Annotated in this window: 14 protein-coding genes and 1 tRNA gene; 6 read left to right on the forward strand and 9 right to left on the reverse strand. The window is 39.2% G+C overall.

Going from position 1 to position 15,902, the window contains the following annotated elements:
- Positions 1-87 precede the first annotated feature (87 nt).
- The 5 genes from rplK to rplS form a co-directional block, all read right to left on the reverse strand.
- Positions 88-513 (reverse strand): 50S ribosomal protein L11, encoded by a 426-nt coding sequence (gene rplK, locus IQ215_RS11895; RefSeq protein ID WP_193801635.1) that lies wholly within the window; start codon positions 511-513, stop codon positions 88-90.
- Positions 514-532: 19 nt separating this feature from the next.
- Entirely contained in the window at positions 533-1,147 is a 615-nt protein-coding gene (gene nusG, locus IQ215_RS11900; protein ID WP_193801636.1) for a transcription termination/antitermination protein NusG, read from the reverse strand.
- The gene (gene secE, locus IQ215_RS11905) at positions 1,147-1,377 is read right to left on the reverse strand and encodes a preprotein translocase subunit SecE (protein WP_193801637.1); all 231 of its coding nucleotides are present in this window, start codon (positions 1,375-1,377) and stop codon (positions 1,147-1,149) included. The genes nusG and secE overlap by 1 nt, the downstream gene beginning before the upstream one ends.
- A 109-nt stretch (positions 1,378-1,486) precedes the next feature.
- Positions 1,487-1,559 (reverse strand) — tRNA-Trp (locus IQ215_RS11910).
- A 118-nt stretch (positions 1,560-1,677) separates the two neighbouring features.
- Positions 1,678-2,079 (reverse strand): 50S ribosomal protein L19, encoded by a 402-nt coding sequence (gene rplS, locus IQ215_RS11915; protein WP_347239034.1) that lies wholly within the window; start codon positions 2,077-2,079, stop codon positions 1,678-1,680.
- 197 nt (positions 2,080-2,276) lie between these two features.
- On the opposite strand from rplS, the gene IQ215_RS11920 reads away from it, so the two are divergent.
- Positions 2,277-2,717, forward strand: coding sequence for a Fur family transcriptional regulator (locus tag IQ215_RS11920; protein ID WP_193801639.1), 441 nt, complete (start codon positions 2,277-2,279; stop codon positions 2,715-2,717).
- 2 nt (positions 2,718-2,719) lie between these two features.
- The gene (locus tag IQ215_RS11925) at positions 2,720-4,381 is read left to right on the forward strand and encodes a DUF3685 domain-containing protein (protein WP_193801640.1); all 1,662 of its coding nucleotides are present in this window, start codon (positions 2,720-2,722) and stop codon (positions 4,379-4,381) included.
- On the opposite strand, the gene IQ215_RS11930 is transcribed toward IQ215_RS11925, so the two are convergent.
- The gene (locus tag IQ215_RS11930; RefSeq protein ID WP_193801641.1) at positions 4,378-5,895 is read right to left on the reverse strand and encodes a serine/threonine-protein kinase; all 1,518 of its coding nucleotides are present in this window, start codon (positions 5,893-5,895) and stop codon (positions 4,378-4,380) included. The genes IQ215_RS11925 and IQ215_RS11930 overlap by 4 nt on opposite strands.
- A 61-nt stretch (positions 5,896-5,956) precedes the next feature.
- Entirely contained in the window at positions 5,957-7,486 is a 1,530-nt protein-coding gene (locus IQ215_RS11935) for a serine/threonine-protein kinase (RefSeq protein ID WP_193801642.1), read from the reverse strand.
- A 204-nt stretch (positions 7,487-7,690) separates the two neighbouring features.
- Here IQ215_RS11935 and IQ215_RS11940 point away from each other — a divergent pair, with 204 nt between their 5' ends.
- Positions 7,691-8,851: a sugar phosphate nucleotidyltransferase gene (locus IQ215_RS11940; protein ID WP_193801643.1), complete on the forward strand. Its 1,161-nt coding sequence runs from the start codon at positions 7,691-7,693 to the stop codon at positions 8,849-8,851.
- A gap of 104 nt (positions 8,852-8,955) precedes the next feature.
- Positions 8,956-9,903, forward strand: coding sequence for an RluA family pseudouridine synthase (locus tag IQ215_RS11945; RefSeq protein ID WP_193801644.1), 948 nt, complete (start codon positions 8,956-8,958; stop codon positions 9,901-9,903).
- A gap of 44 nt (positions 9,904-9,947) precedes the next feature.
- Here IQ215_RS11945 and IQ215_RS11950 read toward each other — a convergent pair whose 3' ends face one another.
- Together IQ215_RS11950 and IQ215_RS11955 are read right to left on the reverse strand one after the other, a co-directional pair.
- Complete coding sequence (locus tag IQ215_RS11950; protein WP_193801645.1) at positions 9,948-10,703, reverse strand: MBL fold metallo-hydrolase; 756 nt, start codon at positions 10,701-10,703, stop codon at positions 9,948-9,950.
- A gap of 47 nt (positions 10,704-10,750) precedes the next feature.
- Positions 10,751-12,964 (reverse strand): RNB domain-containing ribonuclease, encoded by a 2,214-nt coding sequence (locus tag IQ215_RS11955; protein ID WP_193801646.1) that lies wholly within the window; start codon positions 12,962-12,964, stop codon positions 10,751-10,753.
- 255 nt (positions 12,965-13,219) lie between these two features.
- Between IQ215_RS11955 and IQ215_RS11960 the strand changes: the two genes are divergently transcribed.
- Entirely contained in the window at positions 13,220-15,256 is a 2,037-nt protein-coding gene (locus IQ215_RS11960; protein WP_193801647.1) for an FAD-dependent oxidoreductase, read from the forward strand.
- 151 nt (positions 15,257-15,407) lie between these two features.
- Positions 15,408-15,764, forward strand: coding sequence for a hypothetical protein (locus IQ215_RS11965; protein ID WP_241735312.1), 357 nt, complete (start codon positions 15,408-15,410; stop codon positions 15,762-15,764).
- The last annotated feature ends 138 nt before the right edge of the window (positions 15,765-15,902 follow it).

Raw genomic sequence — 15,902 nt, forward strand, 5'->3', positions numbered from 1 at the left:
TAGTTTTGAGGACTAAGGGTCATCAAAATAATTAGCTTATGGTTTGGGATAATTTGCTTTAATAATCTGATACTGGGTAAAAAAATCTTACTCAGCAACGGTAACGCCCATGTTACGAGCTGTTCCTTCAATAATTTTCATAGCCGCTTCAATGTCGTTGGCATTCAAGTCAGGCATTTTGGTTTGAGCAATTTCTCTCAATTGATCTTGAGTGATTTGAGCTACTTTGTCACGGTTAGGCTCTTTAGAACCTTTATCAATACCTACTGCTTTTTTGATTAATACAGAAGCAGGAGGGGTTTTGAGGATGAAGGTAAAACTACGATCCTCGTAAACGGAAATCTCCACAGGAATAATCATCCCTGCTTGATTGGAGGTTTGGGCATTGTATTCTTTACAAAACGCCATGATGTTTACCCCATGTTGACCGAGGGCAGGACCTACGGGGGGAGCGGGGTTTGCTTTACCTGCTGGTAAAGCGAGTTTGATTAGTGCAACGACTTTTTTTGCCATCGTTTATTCCTTTCTATTTTTATCCTTGTTTTTCTACTTGATTAAATTCGAGTTCTACGGGTGTATCTCTACCAAAGATGGAAAGTAAGGCTTTAAGTTTGTTCTTATCACCGCTTACCTCGATTACTTCCCCTGCAAAGTCTTTGAATGGTCCACTGAGTACCAAAATTTGATCCCCAATTTCCATGTCAATTTTGACTACGGGTTCGGCATCGTCCATTTGTTTGAAGATACGATTTACCTCGGAGGGTGATAGGGGTAAGGGTTTTACATGGCCTCTACCTCTGCCCACAGGCCGCCTTTGCTCTGCCCCCACAAAGTTAATCACGTTGGGAGTATTTTTGACCATTTGCCAAGCATGATCGTCTAAGATCATTTGTACTAAGACATACCCTGGTAATACTTTTTCTTCACTTTGGTAGCGACTGCCATCCTTACGGACTTTGACGCTGGGGGTTTGGGGTATTCTCACCTCGAGAACTCTATCAGCTAGGTCGAAGCCGTTGATTCTTTGTTCAATGTCGGTTTTAACTTTTTTTTCGCAACCTGCAGAGACTTGAACTACGTACCAGCGGGGTTTGCCCACGGCGACGGTTTTATTCTGCTCGGTATCGTTTTCGGAGTATAAACCCATTAAAACACCTTCCCAGCTGACCAGCTAAATATGTTATCCACTAAATAGATGACGGTGGCTACTACAGTTACCATAAGAATTACGGCTACAGATTCGCTCACGAGTTGTTGACGGGAGGGCCAGACAACTTTTGCTAGTTCTTGTTTAGTTTCATCAATGAAGGTTGATCTGTCGGTTTTTTGTGCTTGATCCTCTTTGCTTTTTTGCTTGATAGTTTCCTTGTTGGTCATGATGACTCCTTATATTTATATATGATGATTACCTGAGTGAGTTTTACTTCACCCTTGAATCTTTATTATAAGGTCACTTAAGCACAACATCATTAACCTTTCTTACCAACACGTCCTAGAGGACTTGAACCCCTGACATTCGGTTTTGGAGACCGACGTTCTACCAACTGAACTAAGGACGTATATTTAGATACTATAACTAATTTTGGTTTTGTTTGTCAAGTATCAATGGGGTCCAAATGGCTTCAGTTAACGTTGGTATGTTTGGTTAACTCTGGTGTTTAAGATGACAAAATGAAACTATTTTGCTTTGCTTTTAGCTTTAGGAGCTTTTTCGATGGGGCGATCGAAACGTTGTTTGATTCTAGTAGCTTTACCTACTCTATCTCTGAGATAGTATAGTTTAGCTCGTCTAACTTTACCTCTACGGATAACTTGAATGTCCGCAATTTTAGGAGAGTGTAAAAGGAATACTCTTTCTACTCCTACCCCTTGGAAAATTTTACGAACGGTGATGGTTTCATTGATTCCACCATTGCGCATGGCGATAATAGTTCCCTCGAAGGGCTGGACTCTTTCTTTACCACCTTCTTGGATACGAACACCTACTTTTACGGTGTCGCCGACGTTAAGGGATGGTAATGAGCCTTTTTCTTTCATATAATCGGACTCGATGGACTCGATTATGGCTTTTGCATTTATAGACATTGACTTTTTATTTGTCCAAAACTCACAATTCATCATCATAGCTTTTTTGGGGAGTGCTTGTCAATGCTTCGTTGGTCTTATTTTGAATATGCTTAATTATGGGGCTTGATGAATTATTTATAGTAGGAAATGGGAAAACTCAGTTAAAGTAGAGATGTGTTTATTTTAGTTAATGAGGAAAATCTATCGCAATGCAGCCAGAAGGGGCAACGGAAAATACTATTCAATCCCTCAAAGATGCCCTTAATCGTTGTCAGGAATTGGGCATGAGAGTATCTAGGCAAAGAAGATTTATTTTGGAGTTGTTGTGGTCACGGCAGGATCATTTAAGTGCTAAACAAGTATATGATCTTCTCAGTCAACAGGGTAAACATATTGCACCTACGTCGGTTTATCAAAATTTGGAAGCTCTTTCTCACCATGGCATCATTGAGTGTGTGGATAGACACGATGGCAGATTATACGGTAATGTTACGGATGGACATAGTCATGTCAATATCATTGATACCAATAAAATTATTAATGTCAATGTGGAGTTACCTCCTGAGTTGATTGAGCAAATAGAACAACAGACGGGGGTAAAGGTTGTAAATTATCGTGTGGACTTTTTTGGCTATCGTAATCAAAATTAATCATGAAAAATGATGCTAATGTCAACATTTTGTTGATAGATGATGATCCTGTTTTTCGTCTTGGTTTAATTGCTTTAATTCAGGGGGAGAGTAATTCTAATATTAGAATTTTGGCGCAGGGTAAAATGGCGGATACTTTACCTTTGTTGAAGGAAAATCCTGCGGATTTGTTGTTGGTGTCTTTGGATTTGGCGGTTGAACCTGGGAGGATGAAAAGTTTGCTCGGTTTGAGCCGTAAGTTAGCAGATTCTTATCCTAATGTGCCTATTTTTTTGATTACTCCTTGGGGGAGTGATGAAAATATCAAAACTATTGCTAATGTTAGGGGTTGTTGTCCTCGAAATATTGCAATTCCTGAGCTAATTAAGGGTATTAAAATATGTGCTAGGGGTAAGAGTTATTTTGTTAATATTAAAAATAAAAATCGTCGCTTTATTGGTGGTTGGCTTTATCGTCAATGTGAGCTGGGTTTGAGGGAAATTGAAAGGGGTATTAGGGAAGTTAATTTTCATTTAAGGAATAGTAGTTTATCTCCTCTTGATGTACTTTTTTGGCAGGGCAGAAGGAGGGAGTTAAGGTTTGTAAGGTGGTTGGTGAGTCAGTTTGTGGCGACTCCTGATGGGATGTTAAATAGTTCTATGGACGATGAGGAGTTGTTGGGAGAGTCTGATTCTGTGGTTAGTTTACCTGCGTCACGGGTTGATTCTGCGATGGTTGTGGGTGGAGATGATGAGGTAGATTATGAAGATTTAATTATTAAAAAAATTGGCGGTTCTTTGAGTAACAAAACTGGATTATTTTTAGAGATTGATGTTTTAAGGGGGGATAAAAAAAAGGAACTTTTTTTGTTAATATTTAAGGAGTTTAAGCAGTTAGTTTTAGAGTTAAAAACTTTGGGTTTAAGGGAGAGTGAAGTTATTGAGAGAGAGTTATCTATTCTTCGGGAGTTGTGGCAGGGGGTTGTTACGAAGTTTTTGGGGCGATATGTGGCGTTAGATAGTGGTGATAGTAGGTTGGTGGATTTTAAGGAGACTGTTTTGAAGGAGGGACAATTTTTGGTGGCAAATAGTTTTATTAGTGTCCCTTTTTTTGATCAATTATTGTTATATTCTGTGTTAGGGAAGGACTTTTTTATTGATGGTCAAGTTTATGATTATCAGGGTAAGTCAGCTTGTGAAATTGAACAAATTTTGATGGAAAATGTGTTAGTGGCGATCGCCTGTAGCACCATGCAATTTACCTTAAATAATTTATCAGAATCCCAACCGATTAAACATAATCTTTTCAAACAAGAATGGAAATCATCCCGTAAGATAGCTATGTTTCGGAACAATTTAGCATGGAAATATAAAAGGGAAAAATATTGGCAAATCCCTCGTAACATTTTTGAAGACGAATATCAAATCTTAAAACTAGGTTATCAAGGTATTATCAAAACAAAAATCAGTCATCCACGACACCAAGAATTAAACTCCCTAACTGGTGTTCCTTGGTTAATTACCATGATGATTGAATTTGTAGATAGTATTACAAGGGGATTACAGGCGATCGCCGATATACTTGGAAAAGCAGTAGTCTTTATTCTCACAGAAATTATAGGTAGGGGAATAGGCTTAATCGGCAAAGGGATAATACAAGGAATCGGCAACAAAATCAAACCCTAAAACAACTTCCACCAACGGCGCCCCCCATCGGGAAACACCGTAGCCCAATTAACCCTAGCATCCTTCAACTGATTTTGACTAACCTTGACATTCTTTAAATTAGCCCCGCAAAAATTAGCATCCGCTAGATTTGCATTAGTAAAATCAGCCCCCTGTAGATTAGCCCCTCGAAAATCAGCATCCCGTAACTCACTCTTAGCAAAATAAGCCTGAGCTAAATTAGCATTAGAAAAATTAGCCCCCTGTAAATTAGAACTATAAAAATTACTCTGGGCCAAATTACTCTCAATAAAAATCGCCCCTTCCAATTGAGCATAGCGAAAAACAAACTTACTCAACTTAACCCCCGTCAAATTAATATTATTCAACTCCTGCTCACTAAAATCCTTCTTGCCCCCATTGTAGGCAGCCCTAAAACTCTCATCATCCCACTTAATAACAATATTATTAGTCTTTTTCTTTCTTTTTTGAATTGCCTGTCGTAGTTGTTGGGTAGGAGACATCGTCACATCCCCCGTCTGAGTGGCAGATAAATCAGTAGTCGAAACATCATCCGAACCCTTATCCGCAGATTGAATAACCGTTATAAAACTTTGGTTCAAACTCTGCTCAAAAGGTGCAACATCTAAACCCTTTAACAACTCCTCAGCAGTCTTGTAGCGCTCCTTCACATTGGGCATCAACATTTTACCCAGCACCTTCTTAAAACTAGGACTAATATTAACCTCATTTTCCCAAACAAGATCTCCGGTTTCCGAATCCCGTTCAAACTTTTTGGGAGACTTGCCCGTCAACAGATAGAGACAAGTAGCCCCAAGGGCATATATATCACTGGCATAAATGGGGCGCATCGCCATTTGTTCAGGGGGAGCATAACCCATGGTACCCACCGCAAATTGAGTGAGGGCAGTTTGTCCATAGGTTTGAGCTAATTGGGTATTAACCTGATCCTTTACTGCTCCAAAATCAATTAAAATCAATTTACCATCCTTTTTACGGCGCAGGATATTAGCGGGTTTAATATCTCGATGGATTACTTTTTCTGAATGTAAATATTGTAAAATCGGTACGATTTCCGCTAAAAATCTTTTAACCCCCAACTCTCCATATACCCCTTTTTCCTTAACTTCCTTTTGCAGATTATCACCATTAATCAACTCTTGAATAACATAAAACTTCTCATCGTCCACAAAATGATTAAGTAACTTAGGTATCTGAGGATGATTAATTTTAGCTAAGGTTTTGGCTTCCCTCTTAAATAAACTAAGAGCCATTTTAAAGGCTTGAGGATCATCTACAATGGGTCGTAACTGTTTTACTACACAAAGGGGATCATCTTTTTTAATTAAATCCACCCCCACAAAGGTAGCCCCGAAGCCTCCCTTACCCAATCTTTTGATGACTCGATAGCGTTTATTGAGAATTAAACTACAACCACAAGTATTACAGTTTTTGAGCTTAGGATGGTTTTTGGGGTTAGGACATTCAGGGTTGACACAATAACTAATAATCATCTGCTTTGCTTCATTTAGGGAAGATTTTTAACATTAGAATAAAAGATTAAAAACATATTCACTACCACCAACGTCGTTTACCATTGGGTAAGATAGTTCTCCAGTTAGTTTTGGCAAGGCGTAATTGCTCATCATCAACCTTTGCTTCCGTGAGATTAGCCCCACAGAGATTGGCATCTTTGAGACTAGCTTCTGTGAGATTGGCCTTTTGTAAATCAGCGCCTTGTAAGTCAGCATTTTTCAGGTTAGCTTTATATAGTTCGGCTCGTTTTAAAACAGCTTCCCGTAGGTTTGCTTGGGCAAAATTTGCCCCCATGAGATTAGTACGATAGAGGTTGGCTTTTTGTAAGTTTACCCCAATTAATTTACTTTGAGAAAAACTAGAGCCTGGTAATTTTAAACCTTCTAAATCAAAACCATTTAAGGTTTGTTGGCTAAAGTTACGATTACCCCGTTGATATTCTTGGATAATCATTTCTGGGGAGGTTATTTGTAGTTTTTGAACTTGAACTCTGGGGGTAGATATTTTTTGTTTAAGGGGTTGATTTTGTTTTTCCCTTCTCTTACGAATGGCATCGGCTAGGTTTTGGGTGGTTAAATTGGAACTAGAATCGCTGTCTTGTGGTTCATCGGGTTTATTTTCTTCTTTGGGGGTAGTGGTAGTAAAGAACATACTTTCTGCCAATTCTTGTTCGTAGGGTACTAAGTCTAGGGCTTCGATGACTTCCTTAGCGGAGTTAAATCTTTTCTTAACATCAATTTCGAGCATTTTATTTAAGACTTTGGCAAAGGTACTACTGACGGTGGTATGGTTTTCCCATGCTAGTTCCCCTGTTTCGGCGTCGCATAAGTCTTTGGGGGCTTTCCCTGTGAGTAGGAAAATGCAGGTTGCTCCAAGGGCATAAACATCGCTGGAGTAAACGGGGCGCATGGCTAGTTGTTCGGGGGGTGCAAAGCCCATAGTCCCGACAGAAATTTTAGTAAAGGCACTCTGGGGGTTGGCGTTCATGAGTTTGGTGTTAACTTCTTCTTTGACGGCCCCGAAGTCGATGAGAAAAAGTTTTTTGCTTTCTTTTTCCCTCAGGATATTACCCGGTTTGATGTCTCGGTGGATAACTTTACGGGAGTGGATATATTCTAGTACGGGGAGCATACTACGGAGGAAGTTTTTGGCGGAGGATTCTTGATAGATTCTGCCTTTTTTAACTTCTCTTTCTAAGTCTCGTCCTAGGATAAAGTCTTGAATGAGGTAGAATTGTTCTTTTTCTTCAAAGTAATCGATAAGTTTGGGAATTTGGGCATGTTCTAGTTTTGCCATGGTTTTGGCTTCCCGATTGAATAAGTCAAGAGCGGTGCTGTAGGAGTCGGGGTTGGCGGAGGCTGGGTCTAGTTGTTTGATGACGCAGTATTGATTTTTATTGCCCATGTCCACGGCAAGATAGGTGGTGCCGAATCCTCCTTTACCGATTTTTTTGATGGCGACGTATCTTTTATGGAGAATTAGATGAGATCCACAACTTCTGCATTTCCTTGTTTTGGTGTCGTTTTGGGGGTTTTCGCAATGGGGATTAAGGCAATAAATAACACTCATTCACTCTAGTTCTCTTCTGAGCTAATTTTGATTATTCATCAGAAAGTTTAATTTCAGTGTATCTTAATTTTTGATGATCGAGACTTTATGGTTAATAAAAAGTTGTGTTATGGGTGATTAGGTCGAGATTTTCTGATTAAAGGTGATAACATTTGATTCTAAGGCTATATTTTTTTATTATTAGTTTCTAATTAATATTTTCCTATGAAAGCAATGATTTTGGCGGCGGGGAAAGGTACTCGTATTCGTCCTATTACCCATACTATTCCTAAACCTTTGATTCCTATTTTACAAAAACCTGTGATGGAGTTTTTGTTGGAGTTGTTGAGGCAACATGGTTTTGATGAGGTTATGGTTAATGTGAGCCATTTGGCCGAGCAGATTGAGAGTTATTTTCGTGATGGGCAAAGGTTTGGGGTGCAGATTGGTTATTCTTTTGAAGGGAGTATTGTGGATGGTGAGTTGGTGGGTAATGCGTTAGGTTCGGCTGGGGGGATTAAGCGGATTCAAGAGTTTAATCCTTTTTTTGATGATACTTTTGTGGTGTTGTGTGGGGATGCTTTGATTGATCTTGATTTGACTGAGGTGGTGCGACGGCATAAGGAAAAAGGGGCGATCGCAACGGTGGTAACTAAGTCAGTGCCTAGGGAGGCAGTGCCGAGTTATGGGGTGGTGGTAACGGATGATGATGGCAAAATTTTAACGTTTCAGGAAAAGCCATCGGTGGAAGAAGCGCTGAGCACGGAAATTAATACGGGTATTTATATTTTTGAACCGGAGGTTATTGATTATATTCCTCCGAATCAGGAATATGATATTGGGGGTGATTTATTCCCTCGTTTGGTGGAGTTGGGTTTGCCTTTTTATGGGGTAAATATGGATTTTGAGTGGGTGGATATTGGTAAGGTGCCGGATTATTGGCAGGCGATTCGCTCGGTGTTATCTGGGGAAATTAAAAATGTGGATATTCCGGGTAAGGAGATTAAACCGGGGGTTTATACGGGGGTTAATGTGTCCATTAACTGGGATAAGGTGGATATTACTGGCCCTGTTTATATTGGGGGGATGACTCACATTGAGGATGGGGCAAAAATTGTTGGCCCGGCGATGATTGGCCCTAATTGTTGGATTTGTGAGGGGGCTACGGTGGATAATAGTGTTATTTTTGAGTATTCCCGTTTGGGTAGGGGGGTTCGTTTGGTGGACAAACTTGTTTTCGGTCGTTATTGTGTGGATAAGACGGGAAGTGCGATCGATGTTAAGGAGGCGGCGTTGGATTGGTTGATTACTGATTCTCGCCAAAATTGTCCCACTCATTTGGAAAGGGTGAAGGCGATTTCTGAGTTGATTAATTTTAGGTATTAAATTAATTGATAATGGATAATTGGGAGTTGATAATAAAAAAAATCAATTCTTTCTTGTTGGGTTTTAATATAAAGCCCAACCCACTGTAATGAGGTAATATTTTAGTGACGAATGAGTTAGAAAACAATCCGCAGTTTCGAGATTTTGTGGTGGATACTGGCAAAGTCAGGATTGATGTTTGGTTAGCGGAAAGTTTGGCGGATTTATCACGCTCTCGGGTACAAAGGTTGATTGAGGATGGGCAGGTATATGTTAACGATCGCATTTGTACCCAAAAAAAGCAAGTGTTAAGGGATGGAGATAAAATCCATGTCCACATTCCCCCTGCTGTGCCGTCGCACATTGAAGCGCAAGATATTCCCCTTGATATTCTCTATGAGGATGAGTTTTTAATTATTATCAACAAACCTGCTAATTTTGTGGTACATCCTGCCCCTGGCCATAGTCAAGGTACTCTGGTTAATGCTTTGTTGGCTCATTGTCCCGATTTGAAGGGCATCGGTGGGGTGGAGCGCCCTGGTATTGTCCATCGTCTTGATAAGGATACCACAGGGGCGATCGTGGTGGCAAAAACTGAGCCTGTGTTACATGATTTACAAGCCCAAATTAAGGCTAAAACTGCCCGTCGGGAATATTTGGCCGTGGTATATGGTTCTACCCATCAAGATAGTGGTACAATTGATCTGCCCATCGGTCGTCATCCTACCCAACGGAAAAAGATGGCGGTAGTATCTTTGGAAGATGGGGGCAAAAGGGCCATTACCCATTGGCAGGTGAAGGAGAGGTTGGGTAATTATTCTTGGTTACATTTTCGCTTAGAAACGGGGCGCACCCACCAAATTCGAGTCCATAGCACCCATATGGGCCATCCTATTATCGGCGATCAATTATACGGCTCTGGGCATTCGGTGGGGGTAAATCTTACCGGACAAGCATTACACGCTTTTTGTCTTACCCTTGTTCACCCTATTTTTAAGGAGGAAATAAGGGCGATCGCACCTATCCCCCCAGAAATGGAAAAATTGGTTAAAGTTTTGAAGAATAGACGTTAACAATTATTATCTTTTGCCCATTGCCTGTTGCCTATTGCCTCCTACTAACTTAACTTAACAGTTTCATAGGGCTTCGGCTCAATTACCTGAGTAGATAGATTAGCCCCTGTCAACATAGAGCGAAAATTATCCAAACTACCCTCCTCCTTAAGTAGATTAATCAAAAACCCTTTAAACTCAATGTCACCCCCCGCCGCAGTGGGTAAAATATATTCTGGTTTAAGCCACTGGCACACTTCTAAAGCATTTTTCTGCCCTTTAATCACTGGACCGATAAGGGGTATCTTAATACTGGTTAGAGGGGTAATAATGGCTTTAATACCCGTCTCAGTTTGCAAATTTTGCGAGTGGAAGCCGTGGGGCTCATAATAGATAGAATCACCGTTGGTTAAATCCTTGATAATATAACCATTTTCCACCAAAGTAGGCCCCACAGGAGAGCCTTTTACCGCCTTAATTTCTATGGTGTCATCAATGATATGACTTTCTCCATGGTTGAGGGTGATTATTGTTTGATAACCCAATTCCTGACAAACTTTACTGGCATTGGGAGAAGCAATAACTTTAATATTATGGTCTAATTCTTTTAAGGTAGGTGGATGGGCATGATCTTCTAACCCTTGGGAGAGTAAAATAAAATCTATGTTGCTGGGTATGGGTTGGGGATTACGTTTTTTTCCCTCAAATAACCAATCTAAATTACCAAAGGTTAAACTACCTACTAGCCAAGGATCTAGTAAAATTCTTTTATCTCCAATCTCAATTAACCATGAGTTACTGTCAAACCACGTTAGTTGCATAATATATTTTTCTTATAAAAAATAGCTTTTGTAATAAATTGTAACAATTATTCCGGAGAACGATGGAGGTTGTGTTGAATCATCATCACATGGGAGGCACATTGTTTGGCTTGTTTTTTACTTTTGCCATAACCTGTGGATTTGATGGTTTTATTACGATAATTAAGGGTAATAAGGCATTGGAAAAAGTTATCTATTTTGATGAATTTATATTCGGGATAATCCATTTGATTTGTTTGACAAAGATCATGAATTAGGGATATATAATCTTTTTCAACGGTGGATTTTATGGGGGGGGAAGATGGGTGGTTTTCCTCTGTTTTAATATCTTCTATGGTAGGATTTTGAGGACTGTTGGTTAAATTATTTTCTAAGAAGGCTTTAATATAGTTGAGAGCTGACTTTTGTTTGGCTTTACTCTTTTTTTTATCGATGGCAGGGTGCATAGTGGTTAAACCATCTACATAGCAAAAACTATAGTATCCCTCCTGTTGAGGATACTTATCTATTTTATATTCTACTTTGACATGGTCTAATTGCGATCGCACTAACAACACTGATACAGCGTCAATCTGTTGACCAAAAAAACTATTTATCTTAGCCACAAACCATAACTTATAAAAGTCTTTTGGTTGTAAATAATCAATCTTCTTTTCTACCTCCATTAAAAAATCATTAGTTAAAGAATTACTATCGATTTTTTCATGTAATAAAGCTGAAAAATTTTCTTCAGCCGTCACATTTTTATCTTCCCCCCGATGAGCATTATTAACTAAAACCTTAGATTTATTATCTTTAACTAACTGATTATTAACATATGCCTTAATAGCCATGAGGGCAGAAGTTTGTTTAGCCTTAACTTTTTTGACATCTTCTGCAAAATCAGCGGTAGTTAAACCATTTATAAAACATTTTGCCCGATAGGTTTTATGTTTTTGATTATATTTAACCTCATAATTAACAGTAATATTTTTGATTTGAGAGGCAATTAATAATATAGATATAGTATCGAGATTATCTAAATAAAAAAAGTCATCAATTCTAGCCACAAACCAGATAAAATAAAAATCCTTTAGAGATAAAGTATTAAGCCTTTCTTGGATATAAATTCTTAGTTCAGGTAAACGTTTTTTAGAAGTAAAGTATTCTAATAATTCAGAAAAATCATCCCTAGATAAACTTCTAATCTCTTGCTCCTTAATATGGTCATATTTATTAGCTATATCTACTTTTCTCTTAATACTTAGATAAAGAGATTTATCTTCCTTAAATTGACAGTGAAAATCATTAATATAATCAGCAATAACTTGTAACTCATCAAGATTATAGGGAGAAGATTTTTTATTAATATATGCTTTAATAATGCGATGATTAACCAAATCAACAAAACGTCGAAGGGGGCTAGTAAAATGAGAATAAGTTTCTAGGGCTAAACCCACGTGTTGTAAAGGACAGGGGCTATAAATAGCCGGAACTAGACAATGTCCCATTTCTTTGATAGCCTGATCTAAGTCTTGAATACCGACATCTTGAGTACGGAAAAGAGCAGGAATTTTTTCTTGAGCTAATAAACGGGCAATGGTAGTATTAGTTAAGATCATTAATTCAGCAATTAACTGATGGGTATTCACATTTTCAGCAATTAAATTACCATCTTCATCAATGTAACCATCATCGGTTAAGATACCTGATTTACCTTTTCTTTGACTAGCTAATACTTGGGTAATTTTTTGAATTGTGACTAATAATTGATCATGTTTTTTGGTAGTGGGATTTTTTAAAATATTTTCGACTTCTTCATAACTAAAAGCCCTTAAGTTTTTAAAAATAGTTTCTTGTATCTCAAATTTTATAATGTTGCCTTGACTATCAAGGGTAAAAAAAATTGTCAGGGCTAGTCTTTCTTTTCCTTCCTCCAATGATCCTAAATTGGTACTAATATGAACAGGTAACATAGGAGTATTAGGGTTAGTATGATAGAGGGTAATTACTCTTTTTAATGCCTCTTGATCGATGGGAGAATTTTTAGGAATTAAAGCACCTACGTCAGTGATACTAATCTGTAATTCAAACTGATTATTATCCAATTCAATTAACCAAATAGCATCATCTCTATCAACGGTGGTGGCATCATCAATGGTAATTCCAAAAACACAGGGGCGCTGTTGTCGTGCGAGGTTGATTTTTTCTACTAAATTGACATTAGAAGCCTGATTAACTTGTTCATAGCTAAATTTTCTGGGGGTAATGGATGATTTCATGGGTGAATAATTAGACTAGGGAATGGGGAGAATAACACAAAAGTAAGAAGCCGATTAGACATCTCCCATAATAGGAATTTTAAAGGCTGAAGTCCTTATTACAAATAAACGAAAAGAATTAATGGGCAAATTAAAGGATTTAGATTAAAGGTTCTTTTTTTGTTCTTTTAGCTTTTATTATTAATTATTCGTTATCAATTATCAATTGTTTTTTGTACTATGATGAATAAAAATTCAATATAATAAGCATCTGAGATGAAGCGTAACCTCTGGCAACAATTACTCTCAATCCCTTTTACTCTCCTTGTTTTCAATTCTGCGATCGCCATGAATAACCCCCCTAGAAACCCTGAAAAAATAGAAGAATGTGACATTTTAGTAATTGGCGGAGGTTTAGCAGGGGCAGGGGCGGCTTACGAAGGCTTATTGATGGGTAAAACCGTTTGTTTAACAGAGATTACCGACTGGGTGGGGGGACAAATTTCCTCCCAAGGCACATCAGCGCTAGATGAGAGAAACACCCAAAGACAAGAATTATTTTTCCCTCAGGGTTATTTAGAATTTCGAGATCGCATTGGGGATTTTTACGGTAAATTAAATTTGGGAGAATGCTGGGTAAGCGCTTCTTGTTTTTTACCCAAAGATGCCCATACTATTCTCTATCAACAATTGATAGATGCAGCTAGGAAGGGTAACGGTACATTAAAATGGTTTCCCAATACCGTCATTAAAGATGTGCAAGTAGAGGCAGTGGCCAATGGTGGCACAGGAGAACAAATTGTAAGTGCGATCGCCCTTAGCCATCAACCCCAACCCAACACCCCTCCCCTCAATAGCGAACCCCTTTCCAAAATTATCGAAGACGCTTATAGCTACGAAGATTCCTCCAGACTCAAGAAAACAGTCATTAAATTCGTCCCGCCCCAAAACGACAAATCAGAAGTAAAAGCCCCTTGGATGGTCATAGAAGCCACAGAAACAGGGGAAATCATCGGTTTAACAGACATACCCTATCGCCTTGGTATCGATCCCCTTTCTCCCTACGAGCCATCCTCCTCCAGTAGAACAACAGATCCCTACTGTACCCAAGGTTTTACCTACACCTTCGCCATGGAAAAAACTGCAACCCCTCAACCCCAACCAGAGCCAGAATTTTATCAACAATACGCCCCCTACTACAGCTACGAACTAGAAAGACTAGCCGACTTTGATCTTGTTTTTACCTACCGTCGCATCTATAAAGCCCAACCCAGCGAAAGAGTTACCTTTGGGGGTATTGGCTTCACCAAACCCACCCCTGGAGATATTTCCATGCAGAATTGGACTTGGGGTAACGACTACCGCCCCGGCACCTCCGTGGACAACCTTATTTATACCAGAGAGCAACTCCAAGCCACAGGACAATTACAGCCCCACGGTTGGATGGGAGGATTACGCACCGAAACCCTCTTTAAAGGGGAACAAAATGCCATCGGTTTTTATCATTGGCTAGTGGCAGGGACAACAGATTCTCAACTAGGAGAAGGAGTAAAACAACCTCATCCTGATCATATTTTCCTCCAAGGATTTGATTCCCCCATGGGTACAGCCCACGGACTTTCTAAATATCCCTACATTCGTGAGGGAAGAAGAATTATTGGTCGCCCTAACTATGCCCATCCCGATGGTTTTACGGTCAATGAAGTGGACATTTCCAGAATAAACTATGATGATGACTATTACAAAGAAACCCTCACCCCCCAAGAATATCGTCAACTTAGAGCCATCATTGCAGGATTAGAAGGATTTGCGGTCATCAGCGGGGAAATTTCCCCCGAACAAGCTCCCAAAAGAAGTCGTTCCACCATTTATGCTGATTCTGTGGGCATTGGACATTATGCCATCGATTTTCACCCCTGTATGAGTGAAAGTCCCCATGAAAAACCAGGTAATACGGAAAGAGAAGGAGAAAGACGGGGTCAAGGACAGGCTTACCCCTTTCAAATTCCTCTTTCGGCGATGATTCCCCAAAAAATAGATAATATGATTGTGGCAGGAAAAAGCATCGCTACAAGTCACATCGCAGCGGCTGCCTATCGTGTACATTCCTTTGAGTGGTCTTCTGGGGCGGCAGCGGGTACGACGGCGGCCATGGCTTTGGATAAAAATATTTTGCCCTATGAGTTTACGGAAGGTTTTGCTTTTCGTAATTCCCATTTACAGGCATTGAAGCAGGTATTAGAAAGGAATGGTAATCCTACGGCTTTTCCTAATACTTCTATTTTTAATCAAGATTGGGATGATTGGCGATAGGTAGATTGGCTTTAAGGCTCGTTTGAGAGAATATTTTTGTTAAAATAAAGTGGTTAATTTTAGTTAGTAAAACACTAGATATAATTTTTTATTTCTGAGTGGAAAAAAATTAAGATAACCTTCACCATAACAAGGAAAATGAGTAATGGTCATGATCAACAAAATATTGTCCATGGGATCTTTGGCCGCAATTTTGGCGGTTTCGTTATCTCCTAAAATGGCAGAGGCTAAGGAGGCTAATTGTGTTATCAGTTCTAATAATCAAGTAGTTTTTCGTGATAAATGTAATTTTAATCAGTTTGGGGGTAATGGTAGTTTTTGGATTGAATCAAAGTCGGGTTTGATCGCAGGACGAGAATCCATTAGTGTTTATATTATTAGCCCAGGGGTAGCGGAGGTTTCTGGTTTAACTACGGCAGGAATTAATTCCCGTTGGGGGACGGCGAGGCGATCGCCCTCAGATAGAGCCTGTTGGGTGGGTAGTGATTTTAGGATTTGTGCTTATTAGCAAAAGAAACCTTGACACTCACACCATCAAATCAAAGATTGTGATGGGTGATTCTTACATCATTGACACTTAACTAGATTAAGCAAGTTACCTTGACTAATCCCCGTCAGTACGTCTCCGTAAGCATTTTTATTCACG

The organism is Cyanobacterium stanieri LEGE 03274, assembly GCF_015207825.1.
Taxonomy (GTDB): Bacteria; Cyanobacteriota; Cyanobacteriia; order Cyanobacteriales; family Cyanobacteriaceae; genus Cyanobacterium; species Cyanobacterium stanieri_B.

Coding starts and splice junctions, on each gene's coding strand:
- IQ215_RS11955 (WP_193801646.1), bottom strand. CDS start 12,964: ATGAAATCATCCATTACCCCCAGAAAATTTAGCTATGAACAAGTTAAT.
- nusG (WP_193801636.1), bottom strand. CDS start 1,147: ATGGGTTTATACTCCGAAAACGATACCGAGCAGAATAAAACCGTCGCC.
- IQ215_RS11965 (WP_241735312.1), top strand. CDS start 15,408: ATGATCAACAAAATATTGTCCATGGGATCTTTGGCCGCAATTTTGGCG.
- IQ215_RS11935 (WP_193801642.1), bottom strand. CDS start 7,486: ATGAGTGTTATTTATTGCCTTAATCCCCATTGCGAAAACCCCCAAAAC.
- IQ215_RS11930 (WP_193801641.1), bottom strand. CDS start 5,895: ATGATTATTAGTTATTGTGTCAACCCTGAATGTCCTAACCCCAAAAAC.
- IQ215_RS11940 (WP_193801643.1), top strand. CDS start 7,691: ATGAAAGCAATGATTTTGGCGGCGGGGAAAGGTACTCGTATTCGTCCT.
- IQ215_RS11920 (WP_193801639.1), top strand. CDS start 2,277: ATGCAGCCAGAAGGGGCAACGGAAAATACTATTCAATCCCTCAAAGAT.
- rplK (WP_193801635.1), bottom strand. CDS start 513: ATGGCAAAAAAAGTCGTTGCACTAATCAAACTCGCTTTACCAGCAGGT.
- IQ215_RS11960 (WP_193801647.1), top strand. CDS start 13,220: ATGAAGCGTAACCTCTGGCAACAATTACTCTCAATCCCTTTTACTCTC.
- secE (WP_193801637.1), bottom strand. CDS start 1,377: ATGACCAACAAGGAAACTATCAAGCAAAAAAGCAAAGAGGATCAAGCA.
- IQ215_RS11925 (WP_193801640.1), top strand. CDS start 2,720: ATGAAAAATGATGCTAATGTCAACATTTTGTTGATAGATGATGATCCT.
- IQ215_RS11950 (WP_193801645.1), bottom strand. CDS start 10,703: ATGCAACTAACGTGGTTTGACAGTAACTCATGGTTAATTGAGATTGGA.